Origin of the sequence: Peteryoungia aggregata LMG 23059 (assembly GCF_030814435.1) — a bacterium.
GTDB classification, from domain to species: domain Bacteria; phylum Pseudomonadota; class Alphaproteobacteria; order Rhizobiales; family Rhizobiaceae; genus Allorhizobium; species Allorhizobium aggregatum.
This window is the reverse complement of sequence record NZ_JAUSUW010000006.1, coordinates 114194-137930: the sequence shown is the minus strand read 5'-3', so window position 1 is coordinate 137930 and position 23737 is coordinate 114194. Positions and strand designations below refer to the sequence as shown.

20 protein-coding genes and 1 other RNA gene are annotated in these 23737 nt (G+C 62.2%); 10 read left to right on the top strand and 11 right to left on the bottom strand.

The annotated features are described in order from the left end of the window. Window positions 1–23: 23 nt before the first annotated feature. On the top strand, window positions 24–575 hold the full coding sequence (locus tag J2045_RS11870; RefSeq protein WP_307372979.1) for a metalloregulator ArsR/SmtB family transcription factor: 552 nt from the start codon (window positions 24–26) through the stop codon (window positions 573–575). 68 nt (window positions 576–643) lie between these two features. On the opposite strand, the gene ilvN is transcribed toward J2045_RS11870, so the two are convergent. Together ilvN and J2045_RS11860 are read right to left on the bottom strand one after the other, a co-directional pair. Further along, window positions 644–1216, bottom strand: a complete 573-nt coding sequence (gene ilvN / locus J2045_RS11865) for an acetolactate synthase small subunit (RefSeq protein ID WP_166602354.1) — start codon at window positions 1214–1216, stop codon at window positions 644–646. A 17-nt stretch (window positions 1217–1233) separates the two neighbouring features. Continuing rightward, window positions 1234–3012, bottom strand: a complete 1779-nt coding sequence (locus J2045_RS11860; protein WP_307372978.1) for an acetolactate synthase 3 large subunit — start codon at window positions 3010–3012, stop codon at window positions 1234–1236. 345 nt (window positions 3013–3357) lie between these two features. On the opposite strand from J2045_RS11860, the gene J2045_RS11855 reads away from it, so the two are divergent. After that, entirely contained in the window at window positions 3358–5475 is a 2118-nt protein-coding gene (locus tag J2045_RS11855) for an ATP-binding protein (protein WP_307372976.1), read from the top strand. Between the two features lie 7 nt (window positions 5476–5482). Here the strand turns inward: J2045_RS11855 and miaA are convergent, their stop codons facing one another. After that, a complete protein-coding gene (miaA, locus tag J2045_RS11850) occupies window positions 5483–6397 on the bottom strand; it encodes a tRNA (adenosine(37)-N6)-dimethylallyltransferase MiaA (RefSeq protein ID WP_307373320.1) in 915 nt (304 codons plus the stop codon). Between miaA and serB the strand changes: the two genes are divergently transcribed. From serB to J2045_RS11835, 3 genes are read left to right on the top strand one after another with little or no spacing between them, the layout of a single operon-like run. Next, entirely contained in the window at window positions 6396–7286 is an 891-nt protein-coding gene (gene serB / locus J2045_RS11845; RefSeq protein WP_307372975.1) for a phosphoserine phosphatase SerB, read from the top strand. The two genes, miaA and serB, sit on opposite strands and share 2 nt — an antisense overlap. An 11-nt stretch (window positions 7287–7297) precedes the next feature. Next, window positions 7298–7864 carry a GNAT family N-acetyltransferase gene (locus J2045_RS11840; RefSeq protein ID WP_307372974.1) on the top strand — a complete coding sequence of 189 codons (567 nt, stop codon included), beginning with the start codon at window positions 7298–7300 and terminating at the stop codon, window positions 7862–7864. Between the two features lie 45 nt (window positions 7865–7909). Then, window positions 7910–10285, top strand: a complete 2376-nt coding sequence (locus J2045_RS11835; RefSeq protein WP_307372972.1) for a putative bifunctional diguanylate cyclase/phosphodiesterase — start codon at window positions 7910–7912, stop codon at window positions 10283–10285. A gap of 4 nt (window positions 10286–10289) precedes the next feature. On the opposite strand, the gene J2045_RS11830 is transcribed toward J2045_RS11835, so the two are convergent. The 6 genes from J2045_RS11830 to J2045_RS11805 all read right to left on the bottom strand — a co-directional run bounded on the left by J2045_RS11830 (window position 10290) and on the right by J2045_RS11805 (window position 15751). Further along, complete coding sequence (locus J2045_RS11830) at window positions 10290–11885, bottom strand: Do family serine endopeptidase (RefSeq protein ID WP_370873094.1); 1596 nt, start codon at window positions 11883–11885, stop codon at window positions 10290–10292. Window positions 11886–11995: 110 nt separating this feature from the next. Beyond that, the gene (locus J2045_RS11825; protein ID WP_307372971.1) at window positions 11996–12181 is read right to left on the bottom strand and encodes a DUF2065 domain-containing protein; all 186 of its coding nucleotides are present in this window, start codon (window positions 12179–12181) and stop codon (window positions 11996–11998) included. 4 nt (window positions 12182–12185) lie between these two features. Continuing rightward, window positions 12186–13124 carry a protease modulator HflC gene (gene hflC / locus J2045_RS11820; protein WP_307372970.1) on the bottom strand — a complete coding sequence of 313 codons (939 nt, stop codon included), beginning with the start codon at window positions 13122–13124 and terminating at the stop codon, window positions 12186–12188. A 1-nt stretch (window position 13125) separates the two neighbouring features. Continuing rightward, on the bottom strand, window positions 13126–14259 hold the full coding sequence (gene hflK, locus J2045_RS11815) for an FtsH protease activity modulator HflK (RefSeq protein ID WP_307372969.1): 1134 nt from the start codon (window positions 14257–14259) through the stop codon (window positions 13126–13128). 153 nt (window positions 14260–14412) lie between these two features. After that, window positions 14413–14934 carry a dihydrofolate reductase gene (locus tag J2045_RS11810; protein ID WP_307372966.1) on the bottom strand — a complete coding sequence of 174 codons (522 nt, stop codon included), beginning with the start codon at window positions 14932–14934 and terminating at the stop codon, window positions 14413–14415. 22 nt (window positions 14935–14956) lie between these two features. Next, window positions 14957–15751, bottom strand: coding sequence for a thymidylate synthase (locus J2045_RS11805; protein ID WP_307372964.1), 795 nt, complete (start codon window positions 15749–15751; stop codon window positions 14957–14959). A 244-nt stretch (window positions 15752–15995) separates the two neighbouring features. On the opposite strand from J2045_RS11805, the gene J2045_RS11800 reads away from it, so the two are divergent. The 5 genes from J2045_RS11800 to J2045_RS11780 all read left to right on the top strand — a co-directional run bounded on the left by J2045_RS11800 (window position 15996) and on the right by J2045_RS11780 (window position 18350). After that, on the top strand, window positions 15996–16718 hold the full coding sequence (locus J2045_RS11800; protein ID WP_307372963.1) for an SH3 domain-containing protein: 723 nt from the start codon (window positions 15996–15998) through the stop codon (window positions 16716–16718). Between the two features lie 35 nt (window positions 16719–16753). After that, window positions 16754–17130: a transfer-messenger RNA gene (ssrA, locus tag J2045_RS11795) on the top strand. A 171-nt stretch (window positions 17131–17301) separates the two neighbouring features. Beyond that, a complete protein-coding gene (locus tag J2045_RS11790) occupies window positions 17302–17805 on the top strand; it encodes an SspB family protein (RefSeq protein WP_307372961.1) in 504 nt (167 codons plus the stop codon). Window positions 17806–17860: 55 nt separating this feature from the next. After that, complete coding sequence (locus tag J2045_RS11785; protein ID WP_307373317.1) at window positions 17861–18052, top strand: DUF4169 family protein; 192 nt, start codon at window positions 17861–17863, stop codon at window positions 18050–18052. A gap of 61 nt (window positions 18053–18113) precedes the next feature. After that, entirely contained in the window at window positions 18114–18350 is a 237-nt protein-coding gene (locus J2045_RS11780; protein ID WP_307372960.1) for a ribbon-helix-helix domain-containing protein, read from the top strand. Between the two features lie 34 nt (window positions 18351–18384). On the opposite strand, the gene J2045_RS11775 is transcribed toward J2045_RS11780, so the two are convergent. Beyond that, a complete protein-coding gene (locus tag J2045_RS11775; protein WP_307372959.1) occupies window positions 18385–22149 on the bottom strand; it encodes an AsmA family protein in 3765 nt (1254 codons plus the stop codon). Between the two features lie 74 nt (window positions 22150–22223). Continuing rightward, a complete protein-coding gene (locus J2045_RS11770) occupies window positions 22224–23633 on the bottom strand; it encodes an FAD-binding oxidoreductase (protein WP_307372958.1) in 1410 nt (469 codons plus the stop codon). Window positions 23634–23737 lie beyond the last annotated feature (104 nt).

Genomic DNA, 23737 nt, shown 5'->3' with positions numbered 1-23737 from the left:
AACCGCAGACTGAGGGGCATGACATGGCAAAACGCGGCAAGACAGACCTGCATCCGGCAATGGACAAGATCTCGTCCCGCGTCTTTCATGCGCTTGCCTCCGATCCCCGCCGAATGATGCTGGTCCATCTGTCGCAATCAACCCTGACCGCCGGCGAAATCGCCGCCCGCTTCGACATGGCCAAGCCCTCGATTTCCCAGCACCTCTCGATCCTCGAAAACGCCGAACTGATCGAAGGCGAGAAAAAGGGGCAATACATCCACTACAGCCTGAGGCCCGCAGCGCTGCGCCATGCGCTGACAGCCATGCTGACCACGACAGACGTCGGCGGCGAGACGGTAGGCGCGTTGGCCGCCGAGGAAACGGTAGCCAAGACCAAAAAGCCCTCGAAGAAGAAGGCCGATCCGGCCGAAGTCGAGACAAGCTCTGACAAAGAGGAGAAGACTTCGAAGGCCAAGGCCAGTCAGAAGCCAGCCAATGAGAAGCCAGTCAAGGAAAAGCCGAAAAAGGCGGAGGCTGATCTGCCCCCTGCGCCGCAGCAGATGGGCCTCCTCGATCTCCTCGGCATGAACTGAAGAGAGAAGACAACAAAAAAGGCGACCGCGAGGCCGCCCCTTTTTAAGTTCGGGAATTCCCGAATTCCTTACATGCCCTGCGGACCACGGTTCATCGCGGCAATGCCGGTGCGGCAGATCTCGTTGAGGCCGAGCGGCTTCATGATCGAGACAAATTGGTCGATCTTCGAGGACTTGCCGGTGATCTCGAAGATGAAGTGGTTGACGGTCGCGTCCACCACCTTGGCATGGAAGGCATCGGCGAGACGCAGGGTCTCGGCCCGCATCTCCGCATCCGCCACCACCTTCACCAGAGCCACCTCGCGCTCGATCGGGCGCTCCTGGCCGAGCTCGCGGGCCCGAACGGTCAGATCCACCACGCGATGCACCGGAACGATGCGCTCAAGCTGCGCCTTGATCTGCTCGAGCACGCCGGGCGTCCCACGCGTCACGATGGTGATGCGCGACAGATGCGCCTCGTGCTCGGTTTCGGAGACGGTGAGGCTTTCGATGTTATAGCCGCGACCGGAGAACAGGCCGATGACGCGGGCAAGGACGCCCGGCTCGTTGTCAACCAGCACCGAGAGGGTATGGCTCTCGATGGCTGAGGTTTCCTTGGCGATGAAATAGGCCGAACCGGTCGGCTGAAGATGTGCGTTCATGATCTTGTTCCTCCCGGTCAGACGAGCTGACGGCCCTTGGCATCGATGGCAGTGGCGACGGCTTCGTCGGTCGCCTCGTCCGGCAGCAGCATCTCGTTATGTGCCTTGCCCGAGGGGATCATCGGGAAGCAGTTGGCGAGATTGGCGACACGGCAGTCGAAAATGACAGGCTTCTTGACGTCGATCATTTCCTGGATGGCGCCGTCGAGATCGTCGGGCTTTTCGCAACGGATACCGACCGCACCATAGGCTTCCGCCAGCTTGACGAAGTCAGGCATGGCTTCCGTGTAGGAGCTCGACAGACGGTTGCCATGCAGCAACTGCTGCCACTGGCGAACCATGCCCATATACTGGTTGTTGAGGATGAAGATTTTCACCGGCAGTTCGTACTGGATGGCGCAGGACATTTCCTGGATGCACATCTGGATCGAGGCATCGCCCGCGACATCGATGACCAGCGCGTCTCGATGCGCGACCTGGACACCGATGGCAGCCGGCAGGCCGTAGCCCATCGTGCCGAGACCGCCCGATGTCATCCAGCGGTTCGGCTGTTCAAAGCCGATATACTGAGCCGCCCACATCTGGTGCTGGCCGACTTCCGTCGTGATGTAGGTGTCGCGATGCTTGGTCAGCTCATAGAGCCGCTGCAGCGCGTATTGCGGCATGATGACGTCCTTGGACGGCGTATAGGCAAAGGAATTGCGGGCGCGCCACTTGGCAATGCTCGCATTCCACTCGGCCGTCTGCGACGCCTCAGGCTTCTTGGGCAGGGCCCGCCAGGCGCGGACCATGTCTTCGAGAACGCGGCCGACATCGCCGGTGATCGGAACGTCAACGCGGACATTCTTGTTGATCGACGATGGATCGATGTCGATGTGGATCTTCTTCGAGTTCGGCGAGAACGCATTGAGGCGGCCGGTGATACGGTCGTCGAAGCGCGCACCGATGCAGACCATGACGTCGCAATCATGCATCGCCATGTTCGCTTCGTAAGAACCGTGCATGCCGAGCATGCCGAGCCAGTTCTTGCCCGAGGCCGGATAACAGCCGAGACCCATCAGGGTCGAGGTGATCGGGAAGTCTGTGAGGCCAACCAGTTCACGGAGCAACTTCGTCGCTTCCGGACCGGAATTCACGACGCCACCGCCGGAATAGATGATCGGACGACGAGCCGTGGCCATCAGCTCGACAGCCGCCTGGATCGCGCGGGCATCGCCTGAGACCTTCGGCTGGTAGCTCTTCAGCGCCTTGTGGGCATCCGGCGGGGTATAGGTGCCGGTGGCGAACTGGATGTCCTTCGGGATGTCGACGAGAACCGGGCCCGGACGGCCCGTCTGTGCGATGCGGAAGGCTTCGTGGATGATCGAGGCCAGCTGGTTGACGTCCTTGACCAGCCAGTTGTGCTTGGTGCAGGGGCGCGTGATGCCGACGGTATCGCATTCCTGGAAGGCGTCAGAGCCGATCAGCGAGGTCGGAACCTGGCCGGAGATGCAGACCAGCGGAACGCTGTCCATCAACGCGTCCTGCAGCGGCGTCACCGCATTGGTGGCACCGGGGCCGGACGTGACCAGCATGACGCCGACCTTGCCGGTCGAGCGCGCGTAACCTTCCGCAGCGTGACCCGCGCCCTGTTCGTGGCGGACGAGGATGTGCTGGATGTCTTCCTGCTGGAAGATCTCGTCATAGATCGGAAGCACGGCGCCGCCGGGATAGCCGAAGATATGCTCGACACCGTTATCCTTGAGCGCGCGGAGAACGATCTCGGCGCCAGTCATCTGATTGTCTTTACCCGTCATGCTGTGTTTCCATCTGCCTTCTTGGTTTTTGGGGCTGATAACCCGGTTTAGGGCATAAAAAAAGGCCCCTTGAGGAGCCTGTCATCTAGCGCATGGGTGGCTATCGCCGGATGGTTACACCATCCTGCCCATGCGCCGTCCCACCACGATAAGTACAACCGAGTTTTTCATGGGGCGAATTGTTAGCCAGAAAGCGCCCCAGCGTCAACGCATCTTTCGGAAAAATATGCGCAAGCTCGCGAAAGTTTGTTGCGTCGCCAACGATCAAAAGTGACCGGCGCCCTAACGCACTACACGAAGTTTTAAGCGAACCCCTCTACGCTTGCGCCAGCAGGGAGAATGCACTTGTTGAATGATGATCTTCACAAGTCCGGGCAATCCGGAGATCAAGAGCGCCGCGATGGCATGCGGCCAGGCAACAGAATGCTCGGCCGTGTGGTCGCGTGCAATGGCGCGCGCGCCACGATTGCAGCCGTTGCGGAGGATGGCGGTACCGACCTCACCGAACTCTGGTCGGTCGGGCGCCTGATATCCATCAGCGTCGGCAAAAACCGTGTCGTGGCACTCGCCTATTCCATGCAGACGGAAGGCAAGGACTGGGGCGAAGGCGCCGACAACCAGTTCCTGATCGAGGTCGAGCTCTTGGGCGAAGTCTATGTCCAGGATGATGGCAAGGAAGTCTTCTCCACCGGCATCTCACGCTATCCCTATCTCGGCGCCATCGCCCACCGCATCCGCGCGGCGGACCTCCTGCGCATCTATGACAGCCGCCTCGGCGACACGGCTGTGATTGGCAAGCTGACCCAGGACGAAACGATCGACGCGACGATCCATATCCCCTCGATGCTCTCAAAACACTTCGCCGTGGTCGGCTCGACCGGCGTCGGCAAGTCGACCGCCGTCTCGCTTCTCCTGCGCAAGGCCATCGAGAGCGACCCGAAGCTGCGCATTCTGATCCTCGACCCGCATAACGAATTCGCCGCCGCCTTCCCGGAACTGGCGGTGGTCATCGATACCGATACGCTCGACCTGCCCTTCTGGCTGATGCGCCTCGATGAATTCGCCGAGGTCCTCTTCCGCGGTCGTCCACCCGTGGCCGAAGAACTCGACATCCTGCGCGATCTGATGCCCGAGGCCAAACGCGCCTTTCGCGGCAATGAGAGCGCGCTGATGCGCCGAATGGCCGACAAGAGCTCCATGACGGCAGATACACCGGTGCCGTATCGCATCGCCGATCTCCTGGCTCTCATCGACGAGCGGATCGGTCGTCTCGAAGGTCGCGGCGAAAAGCCCTTCCTGCGTTCGCTGAAGATGCGCATCATGTCGGCGGTCAACGACCCGCGCTATCACTTCATGTTCTCCAACAATACGATCAGCGACACGATCATGGAGACGATCGCGCATATCTTCCGCATTCCGGGAGACGACCGCCCCATCTCGACCTTCCAGCTGGCAGGCATCCCGTCGGAAGTCGTCAACTCGGTCGCCTCGGTGCTCTGCCGCATGGCGTTCGAGCTGGCACTCTGGTCGAATGGCGCGATCCACATGCTCGTCGTCTGCGAGGAAGCTCACCGCTACGTTCCCGCTGATCCCACTCTCGGCTTCTTCCCGACCCGCCAGGCAATCGCCCGCATCGCCAAGGAAGGCCGTAAATACGGGGTCTCGCTCGGCGTGATCACCCAGCGTCCCGGCGAGCTCGACCAGACCATCCTGTCGCAGTGCTCGACGCTGTTTGCCATGCGCCTTTCCAACGACCGCGACCAGGAGATCATCCGCTCGGCGATCCCCGACAGCTCGATCTCGACCACCAGCTTCATTTCGTCGATCGGCAATGGCGAAGCCATCGCCTTTGGTGAGGCAATCGCCGTGCCCATGCGCATGCGCTTCAGCCGCGTTGAGGAGCAGCAACTGCCCAAGGCAAACGGCGTCAACGCGAAGCATACGGAGGAGACGCCGGACACGGTCGATCTGCGGACGATCGTCGGACGCATGCGCGCCATCGTCGGGCCTGATATCTCGGCTTTCCAGCAAAGCTTCGACACTGGCTACGGTCGCGACGACATCCCGCGCGCGCCGGATGGCCTCTACGACGACGAAGACTTCGAGGATGAAGACAGCTACGATGAGATGCGACTGCCGCCCGTGACGCGTGCTGCAGCAGCCCCACCGGCCACGTTCCAGCCATCTCCGACAGCACCGCGCCAAGCCTTCGACGCTCCGGTTCACCGCCAGCCGCTATCTGCAGCCGAAACGCCGCCGATCGAACCCTATCGTCCGGACATGCTCCCCCGCACACCCCTTGAGGAACCACCACGCCAGCGGCCGGAAATGCCGACCCCGGCCTTCGCGGCCGAGGCCCCCTCAGCGACCTTCGGATCCCAGCCATTGCGACGCGAAGGGGCGTCCTCGCTGCGGGAGAGCATCCTGAAAAAGCCGCTGTCGAGCCTCTACAAGCGCGACTGAGCACGCATCAGGCGACCCGGTAGACCGCCGGATCGATCCTCTGCCAACCCTCGTCCATCTGGTTGCGGAACCACGTCATCTGGCGCTTGGCATATTGCCGCGTCGCCGCAGAAGCCCGTGCGATGGCCTCGGCACGACTAATGTGGCCCGCGAGCATGTCGGCAATCTGCGACACCCCGATCGCCTTCATGACCGGCATCTCCGGAGCCAAACCCAGGTCGAGCAAGGCCACGACTTCCTCAATTGCCCCCTCTGTCATCATCTTCTCGAACCTGAGGTTAATCCGAGCATGCAGGAGATTGCGGTCTGGCAGGACGACGAGCCTCAATGCCCTTTCGGGCTCGACCAGCATCGGTCCGGACTGCTTCTGGAAATCCGCAATCGACCGCCCCGTCACTCGAAACACCTCCAGCGCACGGACGATGCGCTGGCCATCACTCGGGTTCAGACGATCAGCCATTTGTGGATCGACCGTCGACAGTTCCCGATGGAGCACATCGCCACCCTCAGCAGCCAATCGCTCCCTCAAGACAGCTCTCACCGGGTCCGGAATGACGGGCATGTCCGAAAGCCCCCCGGTGAGCGCCTTGAAATAGAGGCCGGTTCCCCCGACGATGACTGGCATGCGTCCTTCTGCCTTCAGGGTGCCAAGCAGGTGGTCCATCTCCCGCAACCAGTCGCCGGTCGAATAGCTCTGGCCCGCCGGAACATGCCCGTATAGCCGGTGCGGAACGCCCTCCATGTCAGCATCGCTCGGGCGGGCGGTCACGACGCGCAAGGTATCGTAGACCTGCATGCTGTCGGCATTGATCACGACGCCGTCATAAAGACGCGCGAAGTCCAGCGCGAGCGCGGACTTGCCGCTGGCAGTCGGCCCGGTTATCAGGATCGCGTCATTGTTCTTGCAAGGATCTTCCATCATGGCCTTGGTTGCCACGCTTGTCGCCAATCCGTCAAACCCCATTCTGACCTCGGCGCTCGCCGAGAGGGCCGCAGACGCTGTGGAATCTTCACGTCTGTACTGGCTGGCTGATGGCGTCGCCTGCGACATACCGCTTCTGGACACCACAGACGCCGCCGAGGCAGAGCGCCTGCTGCGTGGTGCCCTGACCGGCCATCCAGTCGACGTCGCAGTGCAGAGCGCCGACCTCAGGCGTAAATCTTTCCTCATCGCCGACATGGATTCGACGATGATCGGCCAGGAATGCATTGATGAGCTGGCGGCTGAAGTGGGGCTGAAGGACAAGGTTTCTGAGATCACGGCACGCGCCATGAACGGCGAAATCGCCTTCGAGCCGGCGCTTCGCGAGCGCGTTGCACTCCTCAAGGGCCTGCCGATCTCGGTGGTCGACGAAGTGATTGCCAGGCGGATCACACTGACCCCGGGCGGCCGGGAACTGATCGCAACGATGAAGGCAAAGGGTGGCTACACCGCGCTCGTCTCCGGCGGCTTTACCGTCTTCACCGCCCCCATTGCTGCAATGCTTGGTTTCCATGAGAACCGCGCCAACATCCTCATCGAACAGGATGGCGCCCTGACCGGCGAGGTGGCCGAACCCATTCTCGGCAAGCAGGCCAAGGTCGATTCGCTGCTTGAGATCGCTGGCCGGCTTGGGATCTCCCCGAATGATGTGATTGCCGTGGGCGACGGAGCCAATGACCTCGGCATGCTGGGCGTTGCAGGCTCCGGTGTCGCCCTGCATGCCAAGCCGACTGTCGCCGCCGAAGCCAGGATCCGCATCGATCACGGCGACCTGACCGCCCTCCTCTACCTGCAGGGTTACCGCAAGACCGACTTCGTGACGCCTTGAGACATAGCCTCATGTCGATCGTCGAGACAGAGCGTCTGGCTCTGCGCAACTGGCAGGAGGAGGATCGCAACCTGTTTCGCGAGATCAACCGCGACGAAAGGGTCATGCAATTCTTCCCCGTGCGCCGCAGCCATGCAGACTGCGACCTCCTGTTCGACCGCAATCGGGACATGATCGCCGAGACCGGTCTCGGCTTCTACGCGCTGGCAGACCGCCAGACGGATGAAGCCATGGGGTTCTGCGGCCTCGCCCCCGTCGACCTTCCCGGAATCCTGCCGGATGGTTCGGTGGAGATCGGTTGGCGCCTCGCCACGAGGTTCTGGGGCCAGGGTTATGTGACAGAGGCAGCCGCGCGCCTTCTCGACCATGCGACCGCCGCGCTCGCCATTCCGGAAGTCTATGCCTTCGCCGTCCAAGACAACGAGAGATCGATCGCCGTGATGCGGCGCCTCGGGATGCAGCACCTCGTCGACAGGGACTTCGATCACCCGAAAGTCCCCGACACCCACCCCCATCTGAAGAGACATGTCCTGTATCGGGCAACGGCCGAAATTCTCGGAACAGGGAAAAGGCGATAGGCCTAATTTACGCAGACTTAAAATATCGCGACTATAGGTTGGCGCATGGAGAAACCTGTCCTGGCGCGCATAGGCACCCGAATGGCGAGCATGTTCGACCGCTTCCTGCGCCTTGGAGAAGGTGGCCAGACAGCGGAGGAAGCAGAGCGCATACGCGCCATCCGGCTTTCCGTGGTCAGGGCGAATACGCCTTGGATGATGACGGCGAACCTCTGCAACGCGACCCTGGCGCTCTTTGCCTTTCGCGACAGTCCGTCGACATTCGCGGTCAACGTGATCTGCCTGATGCTCGTCGCCGTCGCTCTCTATACGCTGTCGAGCTGGTGGCGTGCCCGCAGCCGGGCACCCCGCGAAAGGGCCAGCCTGCGTGGTACCGCCCGAGCGGTCCTCTATGCCGCAATCCTGAGCGGGCTCTGGGCAATGCTCGATGTCGTGGCCTACCACACCGCTGACGAGACACAGCGCATGGTGCTCATCGCCCTGACCGTCGGCATGGCGGGCGGGGGCGGATTTGCCCTGGCGACAATCCCCCCTGCATCCATTGTCTTCTGCAGCACGGTCGCCGTCGGAGCGGCGATCGCATTGTCGCGAGATCCCTCGATCGTCGGCGCCTATCTGTTCGTACTCTATCTCGTCTTCGCCGCCATCATAGTGCGCTCGTCACTGGCTGTTTGCGCCAGCCTGACAGAGCGCGTCCGGGCGAAGCTCGCGGCCGACGAACAGCGCGATGTCATCAACCTCCTGCTCAACGATTTCGAGGAAAACGCAGCCGACTGGCTGTGGGGTGCGGACCGCAACCTCGGCCTGGAGCGCGCCTCGGCACGCTTTTACGACAAGATCCAGATGCCGGAAGACATGGTCATCGGCAAGCCGATCACCAATATCATTCCCTTCTCGCCAGTCGGAATTGACGGACTGGACTGTCGGGAGAATTTCAGATCCTGTCTGGAGGCACGGCAGTCCTTCCGCGATCAGGATATCTGTGTCGAACTCGGCGGCGAACTGGCGATCTGGTCCCTGACCGCCAAGGCAATCTTCGACCGGAACGGCAACTTCGAGGGTTACCGTGGGGTTGGGCGTGACGTTACGGCAAGCAGGGAAAGCCGTTTGCGCATCGAGCACATGGCCCGCCACGATCCGCTCACCGACGTCGGCAACCGTGTCCTCCTGTCGGAGGATTTCACCCGCGCGGTGTCACGCCATGAACGCTTCGGCGATCCCTTCTCGGTGCTTCTTCTGGACCTCGATCGCTTCAAGCAGATCAACGACAATTTCGGGCACACCGGTGGCGACGAACTGCTCAGGACCGTTGCCAGCATTCTCAGCCAGCTCCGCGGTGAATCAGACACTCTGGCGCGCATCGGCGGCGACGAGTTCGCAATCCTGCATGTCTCGGGTGACGACCCGCAAAGCGCGGCGACGCTCGCCGCCAGGATCATCGACAAACTGCAGAAACCGATCTCACTGCGTTGTGGTTCGGCCCAGGTCGGCGTCAGCATCGGCATCGCCTGCGCACCGATCGACGGCACGGATCCAGACCAGCTGATGCGCAACGCCGACCTTGCCCTCTACCGAGCCAAGCGTGACGGGCGCAATCGCTACCGGTTCTTCGACGGATCATTGGATTCCGCCGCCCGGCGTCGCAGCATGATCGAACAGGAACTGGCGATCGCCGTGGCCGAGGAAAGCCTCAGCATCAATTTCCAGCCTCTCGTCGATGCCCAGACCCGAACGGTTGTCTGCGCCGAGGCACTGCTGCGCTGGAACCATCCGACCCTGGGGGCCATCAGCCCCGGCGAGTTCATCCCTATCGCCGAAGAATCGGGCCAGATCGGCGCCATCGGCAGCTGGGTCCTGCGCAAGGCCTGCCAGCACGCGGTGAACTGGCCCGAGCACATCCGCATCGCCGTCAATCTGTCTTCACGCCAGTTCCTGAGCCCAGGGCTTCTGCCTCTGGTGGAGAGCACGCTGAAGCAGAATGCGCTGCCGGCGCACCGTCTCGAACTGGAGGTGACCGAAAGCCTGCTGATGGAAATGACGATCGGGGTGGAGGAAACGCTTGCCTCACTATCGAAGCTCGGCCTGCGCATCGCGTTGGACGACTTCGGCACGGGCTTCTCGTCACTCAGCTATCTGCGTCGCTACCATTTCGACAAACTGAAAATTGATCAATCCTTCATCTCTGATCTGGAGACCAACCCCGACAGCCGAGCCATCGTTGAGGCCGTCATCAAGCTCGCCCGCGATCTGCGAATGAGCGTTGCGGCAGAAGGTGTGGAGACGAAGGGGCAGTTCGAACTGTTGCGGCACCTGAGTTGCGGGGAGATCCAGGGATTCCTTGCCGGGCGCCCCATGCCTCCGGAGCAATTCGAGGACTATCTCCGCCAGAACAGCATCTCCGTACAGCGCCTGTACGGCTGATCCCTCACTCCAGAGGCACGGCGACGAGACGCAGATTGCCGTCCTTGTCGGCGATCATCAGGTAACCACTCCGGCGCCCCTCGCCCTTGATGCTGGTCAGCTTCTCGGCAACCTGCTGCGGTGTCTTCATGAATTCCTGCGCCACTTCGACGATGACCTCGCCGACAAGCAGGCCCTTGCTCTCGGCCCTGGAGCCTGGCAGGACGCGGGTGATCAGGACACCCTCGACACCTTCGGCGATCGAGAAACTCTCGCGCTTGGCATCGTCGAGGGCCGAGAGTTCGACACCGATCAGCCCCTCGGTGACCGGGGCACTCGGCTGCGCATCGTCTGCCGTCGCCCCCTGTCCGTCCTCCCCGTTTGTTCCAGGGGGCGTCTCATCCTGTTGCTGGTCTTCGGTCGCCTTGTCATCGCCGCCGTCGGGCGCCGTTCCCTCCGCGCCCGGCCCAACAGCCGTTTCTGGCTCAGCCGTCTCGTTATCGGCGACCTCATCCTCAAGACGTCCGAGCGTGACCTTCACCGTCTGCTCCTTGCCGTCGCGCAGGATCGCCACGTCGAGGGCCTCCCCGATCGGGCTTTCGGCGACGATCCGGGTCAGGTCACGTGTCTCGGTGATCGCGCGCCCGTTGAAGGAAATGACGATGTCGCCGACCTGGATCGGACCGTCGGCCACGGGCCCGCCCTCGACGATTCCGCTGATCAGGGCACCACGCGCCCGACCGATATTGAGGCTCTCTGCCACTTCATCCGAAACCGGCTGAATACGCACGCCGAGCCAGCCACGCCGAGTCTCGCCGAATTCGATCAATTGCTGGACGATGTTTTCCGCAAGCTCCGTCGGCACGGCAAAGCCGATCCCGATGGAGCCGCCGCTTGGCGAGATGATGGCCGTGTTGATGCCGATGACGTCACCGCTCATGTTGAACAGCGGTCCACCGGAATTGCCCTTGTTGATCGCAGCATCCGTCTGAATGAAATTGTCATAGGGGCCGGCATTGATGTTGCGACCGCTGGCCGAGATGATGCCGACGGTGACGGATCCCCCGAGGCCGAAGGGGTTGCCGATCGCCATGACCCAGTCACCGATTCGCATCTTCCGGGAATCACCGAACTTGACCGAGGTCAGTGGCTGCGGCGGTTCGACCTTCAGCACGGAGAGATCGGTTTTGGTATCGGTGCCGATCAGCTTCGCCTTGAGCTTCGATCCATCCGAGAAGATGACTTCGATGTCATCGGCGTTTTCGATGACGTGATTGTTGGTGACGATGAAACCGGTCGGGTCGATCACGAATCCCGAACCGAGCGAATTGACCCGGTTGTTGCTCTCCCCGCCTTCGCGGTTCTTGTAGAAATCCTCGAAGAGTTCCTGGAACGGCGAGCCTTCCGGCACCTGCGGCAGCGGCCCATCCCCCTCTTCCGCCACGCTCTGCGATGTCGAGATGTTGACCACAGCTCCCAGCAGGCCGCTGGCGAGATCGGCCACCGAATCGGGCCCCTGGGCGAAAGCTGGACGCGGCGCGCCGACTGCACCCACCGCAAGCGCGGTTCCCATGAGGAGAGCCGGCAGGATCATTCGCGACGCGCGGACGGGTTTCATCATCGGCTTCCTCACTGGATTGTCTGGTGTCTCAATGAACATAAGGCGGAATGGGCAAAGGCAAAATCACAATTCCCGGAATAGCTCTAACCGCAGCTTGCGACCAGATCTTGTCAGCCGCGCAGCAACCACAACATTGCGGCGCCGAAGGTCACGGCCGTAAGGCCAAGCAGTCGCAACTGCTCCTCAGGAATGTGCGGCAGAAGTCTTGCCATGCGCACAAGAAAACGAGGGGCCAGCGCATAGGCCAGCCCCTCGATGATCAGAAAGATGGCGATCCCTGCGAACAGGTCATCCATCAGGTCAGTTGCCGACCGCCGCCGGCGGTGTCACCGGTGTAGGGACAGCTTGTCCTGCCCCACCAGTTCCGACCCCGCTGTTGAAGAAGCGGAAGAAGTCGCTGTCCGGCGAAAGCACCATCGTCGTACCCTGGTTGCTCATCGAAGCAACATAGGCGCGCATCGAGCGATAGAACTCGAAGAAGGCCGGGTCGCGCTGGAAGGCATCGGCGAAGATGCTGTTGCGCTGGGCATCGCCTTCACCGCGCAGGATTTCCGAATCACGCTGCGCTTCGGCCTGGAGCTCGACGACCTGACGGTCGGCGATCGCCCGGCGACGCTGGCTTTCTTCGTTACCACGGGCACGGATCAGTTCCGCTTCGGCAAGACGCTCGGCCTTCATGCGCTGGAAGGTCTGCTGCGAGACTTCCTGCGTCAGGTCTGTGCGGCGGATGCGGACATCGGTGACCTGCAGGCCGAGGCTTTCGGCTGCCGCCTGAAGATCGTTGCGCACGTCCGACATCATCGAACCACGCTCTTCGGAAAGGGCGGCATCGAAGTTGCGCAGACCGTAAACACGGCGAAGCGCTGCATCGAGACGGGTGCGCAGACGCGATTCGGCGGCTTCCCGATCGGCCGAGACCGTTTCGCGGAAGCGACGGGCATCGGTGATGCGATAGACGGCGAAAGCGTCGACTTCATAGAAGGCACCGCCACGCACCTGAACACGGATGTTCGGCAGGTCGAAACGGAGCGCACGGTCTTCGACATACTGGACGCGGTCGGCATCCATGAAGGCGAAGGGCAGCTTGAAGTAGATGCCCGGCTCGGCCTTGACGTCTTGGATTTGGCCGAAGCGCAACACGATGGCCTGTTCGCGTTCGTTGACCACGAAGATCGACGAATAGACGAAAAAGAGCGCAACGCCGAGAGCGACGATGAAATAGGGAAGACGGTTTTGCATGTCAGTTCCCTCCGGTCGTCGACTGGCCTGCCGGCTGGTTGGCCGGCTGACGCGTGATTTCGTTGAGCGGCAGGTAAGGCACGACCCCCTGCTTCTCGTCGATGATCACCTTGTTCGAATTGCGCAGGACATTCTCCATGGTTTCCAGATAGATACGCTGGCGCGTCACGTCTGGCGCCTTGACGTATTCGTCATAGATCGAAATGAAGCGCTGAGCCTCACCTTCCGCTTCCTTCACCACCTGATCCTTATAGGCGGCTGCCTCTTCGCGGATCTGGGCGGCCTGGCCTCGAGCCTGACCAAGACGCTGGTTGGCGTATTGGTTGGCCTCTTCGACGAAGCGGTCTTCGTCCTGCTGGGCGCGCTGAACTTCTTCGAAGGCTTCTGCCACTTCGCGCGGAGGAGCAGCGTCCTCGATCGGAACCGCGTTGATCGCGATGCCGGCGCCATAGGTATCCATGGTGCCCTGAATGATGTCGCGGACCTGCGTCGAGATCTCTTCACGATTGTCGCGGAAGACGTCCTGTGCCGGACGGCGACCGACCACTTCACGCATGGCGCTTTCGGCAACCTGCTGCAGGGTCTGGGTCGGATCTTCGAGGTTGAAGAGATAGGACTGCGGGTCGGACACGGTGTAAAGCACCGAGAACTGAACGCTGACAATGTTCTGATCGCCGCTGAGCATCAGACCGGCGCCCGGATTGTTCGAAGTCGGCCGGCTGCCGACATTCTGCTGCTGCTCCGTGACCTTCACGATCTCGACCGATTCGACCGGCCAGAGATGGAAATGCAGGCCGGGCATCGCAACCTCTGCCTTCGGCTTGCCGAAGCGCAGTTCGACACCGCGCTCGTCCGGCTGCACAGTGTACACGGCCTGGATCAGCCAGAAGGCGACCAGGACGATACCGACGATCACGAAGGCGCCACCGTTGAAGCCGCCGGGGATGACGTTCTTCAATCGATCCTGGCCGCGCCGGATCAGGTCTTCGAGATCCGGAGGCTGGTTGCCACCGCCGCCGCCGCCATTGCCGCGCGGCCGGTTCGGCCCCTGCCCCCAGGGGCCCTGATTGTTACCGCCGCCGCCACCGCCGCCCCATGGACCGCCGCCGCCGCCGTTTTGATTGCTCCAGGGCATCAATACCTCTTTGCTGTGAAAAGCTCCCAAGTCCTCCGCCCGCCGACCGATCGATCGACATGCATGAGGTTCCAGTGGTTTATAGGTATCGCAGCCTCGCCTTTCAACGCGAGGGGGTCAACTTCTTCATCGGAAAGGGCAAATTTTGCGTTATCAGGCGTCCCTGCGACGGTATATCGCGTAGCGAGTGGGGTAATTGTCCTTCTCACCGGCCGGAATGCGCGTTTCCGCGATGCATTCGAATATCCCGGGGTCAACGGGTGGAAACGTGGTGTCCCCGTCGACAACGGTCTCGACATGTGTGACATGCAACACATCCGCAAGGTCGATGGCCTGACGATAGATCTCGCCGCCACCGACCACGCAGACCTCGTCAACACCGCTCTGTTCGGCGAGCGCCGTGGCGCGCTCCAACGCCGCCCCCAGACTTCCGACCGTCTCGACACCGGGCATATCGAAGCTGTGACTGCGGCTGACGATCACGTGGGGACGACCCGGCAAAGGCTTCGAGCCGACGGATTCGAACGTCTTGCGCCCCATCACCAGCGGCTTGCCCATGCTGAGCGCCCTGAACCGCTTCAGGTCTGTCGAAAGCCTCCATGGCATGTCGCCGTCACGGCCGATCACGCCGTTCTCCGACACGGCCACGATGATGGTGATTTTGATGCGCCCCATGCCGGATATGCCCTCGCCTCGCCTAGACGGCGATCGGTGCCTGGATGCTGGCATCGGCCTCGTAGCCGATCAGCGTGAAGTCCTCGTACCTGAACGAAAAGAGATCCTTGACCTCGGGATTGAGCTTCATGACAGGAAGCGCCTTCGGCGTGCGCGTCAATTGCAGCTTCGCCTGGTCGAAATGGTTGGCATAAAGATGCGCGTCGCCGAGCGTATGCACGAATTCGCCCGGTTCCAGCCCCGTGACCTGCGCCATCATCATCGTCAGCAGCGCATAGGATGCGATGTTGAAGGGTACGCCGAGGAAGATGTCGGCAGAACGCTGGTAGAGCTGACAGGAGAGACGCCCGTCCGCCACGTAGAACTGGAACAGGCAATGGCAGGGCGGCAACGCCATTTCGTCGACAAGCGCCGGATTCCAGGCGGTCACAATGTGCCGACGCGAATTCGGATTGGTCTTGAGGCCCTCGATGAGCCGCGCCATCTGGTCGATGTGCCCGCCGTCATAGTCTGGCCAGGAGCGCCACTGCGCGCCGTAGACCGGGCCGAGATCGCCATTTTCATCCGCCCACTCGTCCCAGATGCTGACCCCGTTCTCCTTGAGGTACCGGATGTTGGTGTCGCCCTTCAGGAACCAGAGCAGCTCATGGATGATCGACTTCAGGTGCAGCCGCTTGGTCGTGACAACTGGAAATCCGTCGGCGAGGTCGAAACGCATCTGGTGGCCGAAGACGGAGCGCGTGCCAGTACCGGTACGGTCGCCGCGGTCGCTACCATTCTCCAGCACGTGGCGAAGGAGGTCGTGATACTGGTGCATGGGGGTCCATCATGAGTCGCTGTTGACTACATACTACCGCCTCCGCTGCAGTGATCCAATGCGGTCGGAAGTTTTTCCCCGTTCGAAGCGCGCATATGTCGATGGATCGATGAGACTGCCAGCCCTGAGACGTCTCGACGCCGATGCCTGCAGAGTTTGGACTTTGAAGCCGCGCGGGCATCATTGATGCATGCACCTTCCATGCGGCCTGCAGTGCTTGGCGCCGCGAAAGACGGAGGACAGCATGATCAGGCATTCGGCGATTGCGGCAATCTCACTGATTCTGGGGCTACTGGCCCTGTCGGCGCCGGCCGCTGCGCAGTCGCCGCAAGCCTATGTCGGCGACTGGGTCGTCGAGGGCGGCCCGCTCGGGGCCTGCAAGATAAACCTTTCTGGTCAGGCGATGGGTGGCCAGTTGAAGGCGACCACCTTCACCTGCGTTGGACCGATGTCGTTTGCCTGGAGCTGGGCTGCGAACGGCAACAGCGTGACCATTATGGGAATGAACAACTTTCGTATCGCCACATTGCAGGCGGGGCGCGGTGTGCTGGCAGGACAGTTGAACGACGGCAGTCTGGTCACCCTGAAGCCGGCGAGCGGTCAGCGCATCGGCACCCCGGCCCAGGCCCAAAAGCCTGCCACCGGTCGCCGCGAAAACTGCTATCGCCGCTACGACAATGATCTCTGCGCCCAGGCAGCAGACGTCACGCCGCCGCGCACGGCATCCGGACCGGTCCGCGTCCAGGCCCTCAATCAGCTCAACATCCGCTCGAAGGAAGACATGAAGAGCCCCGTGATCGGCAAGTTCGCCGTCGGACAGTGCTTCCTCGTCGAAGCCTGCCGACAGACCCAATGGGGACTGCGATGCAGGGTGCCGGTCGGTGACGGCGGCCAGAAGGGCTACGTGATCAAGTATTTCAGTGATCAGACCGGCGACTACATCGTCTTTCGCAACCAGTGCAGGTGACCGTTGAAGCGGGGCCCGTCCGATTGTGCATCCGCCCTCTTTTCATCGGGCACGGAAACACCTATATCAGCCATGCCGGGGCTTGCTCCGGCTATGGCAATAAACGGTCGGTGTAATAAACCTATTGGACCCGGGGGCGGTACCCGGCGCCTCCACCAAAAGCCGGTCGGTGACGAAGTCTCTTCGGACCGGCTTTTGATGGGGGCGAAATAGGATCGACAAGGGCGTAAAGATCGAACTTTTGCTCGGCATGATACCGCCGTTATCGGGTCACAAGTGTAGTTGCAAACGACAACAACGCTAAGGGTTACGCTCTCGCTGCCTAATGGCGGTGCGGGAAACCCGCTCTAAGTCCTTGGGGTTAGCCCCTCAAGGCGGGGTCCGAAGGCACCTGGCAACAGAAGCCTTCACCTAACTCTCCCCCTTCTCTCATCCGTGACTTTGCGTCGGATTTCGCTGCTACCCGCAGCCCGATATTTGATGTACATTCGCCGAACCAGTTTCACGCGGCGGGGCTTTTCCGCATCGCCGCGCCATGGCATAAGCCGCTGAAAATCGGCATGATTAGGAAAGCAGGGATCTGATGGGGCACGACCATATTCGCTACGACATTCTGGCCCAGGACGCACTGCGGAGTGTCATCCGCAAGGTTTTGACCGAGGTTGCGGCGACCGCCCGGCTGCCGGGTGACCATCATTTCTTCATCACCTTCCTGACCGGCGCGCCGGGCGTACGGATCTCCCAGCATCTCAAATCGAAGTATGCAGAACAGATGACGATCGTCATCCAGCACCAGTTCTGGGACCTCAAGGTCACGGACAGCCAGTTCGAAATCGGCCTTTCCTTCTCCGACACCCCGGAAAAGCTCGTAATCCCATTCAACGCCATCCGTGGCTTCTACGATCCGTCGGTGAACTTCGAACTGGAATTCGACGTGCCGCTGGCCGACGAGGAAGAGACGGAGGCCGAAATCACGGCCTATCCGCTGGAAGCCGTTGCCAAGCCGGAGGACGCAGAAGCGGCGAAGGGCGACGAGAAGAAGGAAGGCTCTGTCGTCTCGCTCGACGCCTTCCGCAAGAAGCAGTGAGCCCATGACGAACAGGCCGGACCTCGCTCCGGCCTATTTCATCGAGGAACCGACAATGGCTGCAGACGTCGTCAATCTCCGCCAGTTCCGCAAGGCCAAGGCGCGCAGCGAACGCGAAGCGACAGCCGAGCAGAATCGCATCAGCCATGGCCGGACAAAGATCGAGAAGAGCCTGACCCGGGCCGAGAACGAGATGGCGGCGCGCCTGCATGAGCAGGGACGCATCGAGAAGCCGGAGCAGGACTGAAACCGATCCGGCCTCCAACGGGGCACGACCCCATGTCCGACTGTTGCCGACGGTGCCCGCCATGATCCGCAAGCGTTCGATCACACTTCACGGCCACAGGACGAGCTTTTCCGTCGAGGATCCCTTTCTCCACGAATTGAAATTGATGGCAGCCGAGCGTGGCATGAGCTTTGCGGCTCTGATTGCCAGTATCGATGAGGATCGCCCGGTCGGTTCGAACTTGTCTTCGGCGCTGCGTCTCTTCGTGCTGCAGGAACTCAAGAAGTCGCGCGCGCAAGGCAGCCCTCAGGCGCTGTAGGCCGGACGGCCAGACATCCGGCGATGGGCTGGTGTCAGTCCACGCCGGGCAAGCCCTCGAACCGCATCTCCGGGAGGGGCTGGCGGACAACCCGTTCGCTGGGCGCCACAGGCAAGACGGCGGCAGGCGGGACGGTTTCGGTCGTCAGATCACCCGGCGCATCCTGCGAACGTGGTTCAGATGGCACCGGCGGCGTATCGACGAGCGGCGCTGCTGCTGCTGCAGCTGCTGCCGCTTGTGCCGCAGCGGCAGCCTCTTCCTCTGCCTTCACTCGGGCCTCTTCCTCGATCAGCCGGCGCTCCACCTCTGCGCGGGCGCGCTCCTCGTCGCGAGCGCGTGCCAGGGCCGCCTCACGCCGCAGCCTCTGCTTTTCAAGCACACTGGCCTGAAGCGCCTCGACCCGCCGCCGTTCGGCCTCGAAAGCCCTCAGGGAGAAGAAATTGGTGAGTTCGGTAACATCGAGAATGCGCTCCGGCTGTAATGCCGGACCGGTAAGCGCAATGCGGAAGTTCGGTTCCGCCCCTTCCATGCCCGCGTCACCGGGATCCAGCGCAACACCGACTTCAGCATCCAGCAAACCGGAACGCAAATCGAGGCGGGCCGCGCCATCAAGGCGCGCCTGCGCTGTCTGATGGCTCGCCGCCTGAACCCGCAGCGTCCCATCCGACAGAGCGAATGGCAGGGTCAGGTCTCCGAGCGCCGAGCTCCCGGCGGACACCTGAGCGTCCGCCAGAGCCTTCACCTTCTCCTGGTTGATCTCGGTGCCAATCGCGTCGGCTTCGGCAAGCAGGCTCGGCATGACGGAAAGGTCAAGATTCTCGACGACCAGGGACTTGAGGCGAACCTCCCCGGAGCCGCTTGCCGCACCAATCAGGCTGGCAGCCGTATTGCCCCCGCCCTCCCCGACAAAGGTGATCTCCATCCGGCCTGTCGGATTGCCGGTCGCGACGAGACCGCGCTCGACGCGCAAGGTATCCAGGGCCCGGGCCAGATCGCCGTCGACTAGATCAAGTCGCGCCTGCAGGAAGCCGTTGCCCTCCGCATTCGCAACGGAGAGCCGCCCCGTCACCGTACCGCCGAGCCATCCAGCAGAGACCTCGTCGAGTGAAAGTTCGCCGGCCTTGTTGGTGAGCTTTCCGGATAAATCGGTCATCGCCTCGCCGATTCCGGGCCAGATACGCTTGGCCGTCAGGTCGAGATCGAGATCGAAAGGCAGCGCCTGGGGACTGAGCGCCGCACCCGAAAGATCACCGGTAGCAGGATCGCGCACAGGACCCAGTACGGCCTCGGCAAGCCATTCCAGATCCATCTCCTCGAGAGCGACTGTTCCGACAGCCGACGCAACGGTCCCGGTCAAATCGACCCGCCCCGCAGCTGTCACAGTCTGCCCGGCAATGCTGCCCGCCAGGCTGTCGATCACAAGACCGTCGTCGGCGAGGGAAAAGCGGGATGAGCCAGCAACCGGCACGCCCGTCGCTGCTTCGGGAAGCGCGAGCCCAAGCGACATCAGGTAGGGACCGAGATCGGCGCTATCGACAGAGACCTCCCAGGCGCCGTCAAGCAGGCGAGACGTGTCGAAGGACGTGAGTTGTCCCGTCGCGTCCAGGGTCGTGCGGCTTCCCGCAAAACGGGCCACGAGGTCGGCATTCCCGTCACCGGCGGCATTGATCGCAAGCGTCAGCACGCCCCCTTCGCCGATGTCCCATGGCAGCGGATCGAAACCCGCCTGTCCCAGTAGGACCTGTGCCTCCTCGTTTTCTAGCCGTATGTCGATTGTTCTTGCACCACTCGAAACCAGCGCTGCAAGATCCGCAGCGCCGGCCTTCAGCGAAAGGCCACTGTTGTTGACGCGTCCGTTCGCCTCCAGGCTGACGGCACCGGATTCCAGGACGGAGACCTTGGCCTTCAGGTCGCTCTCCTGATACCAGCCAGCACTTGCCGCCAGCCGGCTGATGAGCGGGCTGCCCGGCAGACGATCACGCAACAGGTTGAGGAAGGGCCCAGAATCGGTCGAGACGATATCGATCTCGCCCTCCCCGATTGGCTGGCTTTCCGTGTCGCGCAGGCTGCCCCGGATCCGGATTTGGCTGCCGGCAACGCTGCCAAGGTTCAGACGTTCGACTGCCAACTGGCCGGCCTGGTAGGTCGCGATGGCTTCCACATCCTCCGCCGTAACCCCGAAGGCCCTCAGTGCATCGACTTTCAACCGTGCTGCGACCCGTTCAGCCAGCAGGTGTCTTTCAGCATCTTCACCGACGATCAGCGCGGCGATCGCACGTGCCGCATCAAGGTCGAGCCCCTCGCCCGCCAAGTCGACGGAAAGGCTCGCCACCTCCCCATTGCGTCCTTCCCTTTCGATCCGCCCCCTCAAGGGCTCCGCGCCGATAGCCAGTTCCAGATTTTCGAAGCGTTGCAGCTCGGGGGTCAGATTGACGGATGCGGAAAACCCGGCCGAAGCGAGGCTCCGGATCGCTGGATCCACTCGACCCGAAATCCAAGTCGCCAGCCCCGAAGGCTGGGTCGATGCGACAAGCAGCCGGCCTTCGAAGGAAGGGGTGCCGACGAGCACCAGCCGGCCACTGGCTTCCACCTGCGTGCGACCTGGCAGGACACCAACCGCCTTGTCCACTGTCCAGCCGTCGCCGGCCGGACGAACATCAAGCTGCAGGTCGCGGAACACCGTATCGCCGGCAACAATCGCCGGCAGACGCAGCGTTGCGCGTCCCGGAACCTTGGGGATCGGGATCCTGGCCGCCGTCGCGAGCAACAGCGCCATGCGCTGCTGGACGGATATGGCCCCGTTGCGGGATGTCTTCGCCCGGCTTCCGTCGGCCGCCAGCCGGTTCACGTCGACCTGCTGTCCTTCCGCAGTCAGCAGAAATTCGGGGTTGGCGCCCGTATCGAGCTTCGCTTCACCCGTGATCACATAGGGATCGGTCGCGTCGCCGAGCTCGAGCCGGTAGCTCGGGATGGTGACGCTGTCATTCGCCAGCTTGAACTCGCCGCGAACCCGTGGTGCCGGAGCAGGCTTCTGGCCGGGTTCCACGGTCTCTTGAGCCGTTGCGACCTTCCACGTCGAACCGAAGGTTCCAGCGTAATGGGGCTTGCCCGCTTCAATCGCCACCTCGCCCTCGAGCTGCAGATCAAACGGCCTCACCTCCGGCTCAATCCGCAAGCGCAGCGGCAGCGCAGTGCCGGTTGGCTCCGATGTGTGCAACGTAAAACTGCCGGCTTCACCATCAAGCGCAGCACGCCCCTCCACGGACCACGGCCCCGCAAGCGTGCGGGCCGAGATGGCCACATCGAGATCCGTCAGGGTCCTGTCACGGCCGGATTGCTGATCGATGAACTCGATCGTCCCTCCGGTGATCGAGAGCTTTTCGAGAACGACGGTGCGCGCGGGGATGCTGGGTTTACTGCCGCGCAACCAGTCCAGGGTGCCATCCTGAAGAAGCCGGATGCGTGCCTTTGGCTCCTCGATGCGCATATCGAAGATGCGCGCCTCACCCGACAGGAAGGGGGCAAGCTCCGCATCGAGAGAGAACCGTGCCACGCGGACGAGCGGCGTGCCGTCAACATCCGCGCCGACAGTCACATCCTCCATTGTCACCGAGGGAAATGGCAGCAGCCGCGCACTCACCGCGCCATGCACCACGACCTTCTTGCCGAGCAACTGGCTGGCATGATCTTCGAATTTCTGACGGAAATTGGTCCAGTCGACGAAAAGCGGGGCAAGCAGCGCAGAGAAGAGCGCAACCACCAGAAGTCCGCCGAGCGTTGCCAGTATACGTCCGAGCACTGAATGCCACTCCCTTGATTACGGCCGAGAGGGTAACGCAATTCACCGGCAGGGCAACCCGCAAGCTCTTGCACTCACAGGCGAAAGATCTTGCCGGGATTGAAGAGGTTGTGCGGGTCGAGGCCGGCCTTGATCGCCCGCATCGTCGGCATCGCCGAGGCGAGCTCCTGCTCGAGATAGCTGATCTTGCCCTGCCCGATCCCGTGCTCCCCCGTACAGGTCCCGTCCATGGCGAGCGCCCGCCCGTTCAACCGCTCGATAAAGGCTTCCGCCTTCTGCACATCTGCCGGATCCTTGTCGTTGAAGAGCAGGAGGACATGGAAATTGCCGTCACCGGCATGGCCGACGATCGGCGCTAAAAAGCCCTGTTCGCGGATATCGGCCTGCGTCTCCGCCACGCATTCCGCCAGCCGCGAGATCGGCACGCAGACATCGGTGGACAGCGCGGCCAATTCCGGCGCAAGCGCGCGGCTCGCCCAATAGGCATTGTGGCGGGCCTTCCAAAGCTGGCTGCGTTCCTCGGCATTGGCGGTATAGACAAAATCTCCGCCCCCGAATTCAGCCGCGATCTCGCCGAATTGCGCCGCCTGCAGCGCCACTGTCTCCTCGGTGCCGTGGAACTCGACGAACAAGGTCGGACGCTCGGCATAAGAAAGCCTCGAATAGGCGTTGCAGGCGCGGATCTGCATCTCGTCGAGCAGTTCGATGCGCGCCACCGGAATGCCCATCTGGATGGTCATGATCACCGCATTGCAGGCATCCTCCAGTGACGGGAAGGCGCAGACACCACCAGCGATCTTCGCCGGAATGCCCTGCAGGCGCAGCGTGATTGAGGTGATAAGCCCGAGCGTGCCCTCAGATCCCACGAAGAGCCGCGTCAAATCATATCCCGCCGAGGATTTTCGCGCCCGATGCGCCGTCCGGATTTCCGCGCCATCGGCCGTGACCACGGTGAGTGCCAGGACATTGTCCTTCATCGTGCCATAGCGCACGGCATTGGTGCCGGACGCGCGCGTTGCCGTCATGCCGCCGAGCGAGGCATTCGCACCCGGATCGATCGGGAAGAACAGCCCGGTATCCCTGAGGTAGGTGTTCAGATCTTCCCGCGTGACGCCCGGCTCCACAGTGCAGTCCAGATCCTCGGCATTCACCGATAGAATTCTGTTCATCCGGCTGAAATCGACCGAAATGCCGCCACAGGGCGCATTGACCTGTCCCTCAAGCGACGACCCCGTGCCGAAGGCGACAATTGGCACGCGATGCTCGGCGCAGATGCGGACAACCTCCCGCACCTCGTCGCTCCCCTCGACGAAAACCACGCCGTCGGGTCGCTGCGAGGGCAGATAGGTCGTGGTATGGCTGTGTTGCTCGCGGAAGGACTGCCCCGTCTGGAAACGCTCGCCAAATCGCTGCTTCAGGATCGGCAACGCCTGCGCGATGCCGTCCTCGTTGCGCCGTCCGTCGATCACATCCTTGCGGGCCATCCGCACCTCCCGAAACTGCAATGGGTCTCAGCGGCAAACCGCCGATGCGACCTGCTATGGGATAGCGTCAGGCAATTGTCCAGACGGCGAATGCGCGCGCCGCA

What these genes read in the sequence shown, in the direction of transcription:
- J2045_RS11870 (WP_307372979.1), top strand. Translation starts at nt 24, where the DNA reads ATGGCAAAACGCGGCAAGACAGACCTGCATCCGGCAATGGACAAGATC.
- ilvN (WP_166602354.1), bottom strand. Translation starts at nt 1,216, where the DNA reads ATGAACGCACATCTTCAGCCGACCGGTTCGGCCTATTTCATCGCCAAG.
- J2045_RS11860 (WP_307372978.1), bottom strand. Translation starts at nt 3,012, where the DNA reads ATGACGGGTAAAGACAATCAGATGACTGGCGCCGAGATCGTTCTCCGC.
- serB (WP_307372975.1), top strand. Translation starts at nt 6,396, where the DNA reads ATGGCCTTGGTTGCCACGCTTGTCGCCAATCCGTCAAACCCCATTCTG.
- miaA (WP_307373320.1), bottom strand. Translation starts at nt 6,397, where the DNA reads ATGATGGAAGATCCTTGCAAGAACAATGACGCGATCCTGATAACCGGG.
- J2045_RS11840 (WP_307372974.1), top strand. Translation starts at nt 7,298, where the DNA reads ATGTCGATCGTCGAGACAGAGCGTCTGGCTCTGCGCAACTGGCAGGAG.
- J2045_RS11835 (WP_307372972.1), top strand. Translation starts at nt 7,910, where the DNA reads ATGGAGAAACCTGTCCTGGCGCGCATAGGCACCCGAATGGCGAGCATG.
- J2045_RS11830 (WP_370873094.1), bottom strand. Translation starts at nt 11,885, where the DNA reads ATGATGAAACCCGTCCGCGCGTCGCGAATGATCCTGCCGGCTCTCCTC.
- J2045_RS11825 (WP_307372971.1), bottom strand. Translation starts at nt 12,181, where the DNA reads ATGGATGACCTGTTCGCAGGGATCGCCATCTTTCTGATCATCGAGGGG.
- hflC (WP_307372970.1), bottom strand. Translation starts at nt 13,124, where the DNA reads ATGCAAAACCGTCTTCCCTATTTCATCGTCGCTCTCGGCGTTGCGCTC.
- hflK (WP_307372969.1), bottom strand. Translation starts at nt 14,259, where the DNA reads ATGCCCTGGAGCAATCAAAACGGCGGCGGCGGCGGTCCATGGGGCGGC.
- J2045_RS11810 (WP_307372966.1), bottom strand. Translation starts at nt 14,934, where the DNA reads ATGGGGCGCATCAAAATCACCATCATCGTGGCCGTGTCGGAGAACGGC.
- J2045_RS11805 (WP_307372964.1), bottom strand. Translation starts at nt 15,751, where the DNA reads ATGCACCAGTATCACGACCTCCTTCGCCACGTGCTGGAGAATGGTAGC.
- J2045_RS11800 (WP_307372963.1), top strand. Translation starts at nt 15,996, where the DNA reads ATGATCAGGCATTCGGCGATTGCGGCAATCTCACTGATTCTGGGGCTA.
- J2045_RS11790 (WP_307372961.1), top strand. Translation starts at nt 17,302, where the DNA reads ATGGGGCACGACCATATTCGCTACGACATTCTGGCCCAGGACGCACTG.
- J2045_RS11785 (WP_307373317.1), top strand. Translation starts at nt 17,861, where the DNA reads ATGGCTGCAGACGTCGTCAATCTCCGCCAGTTCCGCAAGGCCAAGGCG.
- J2045_RS11780 (WP_307372960.1), top strand. Translation starts at nt 18,114, where the DNA reads ATGATCCGCAAGCGTTCGATCACACTTCACGGCCACAGGACGAGCTTT.
- J2045_RS11770 (WP_307372958.1), bottom strand. Translation starts at nt 23,633, where the DNA reads ATGGCCCGCAAGGATGTGATCGACGGACGGCGCAACGAGGACGGCATC.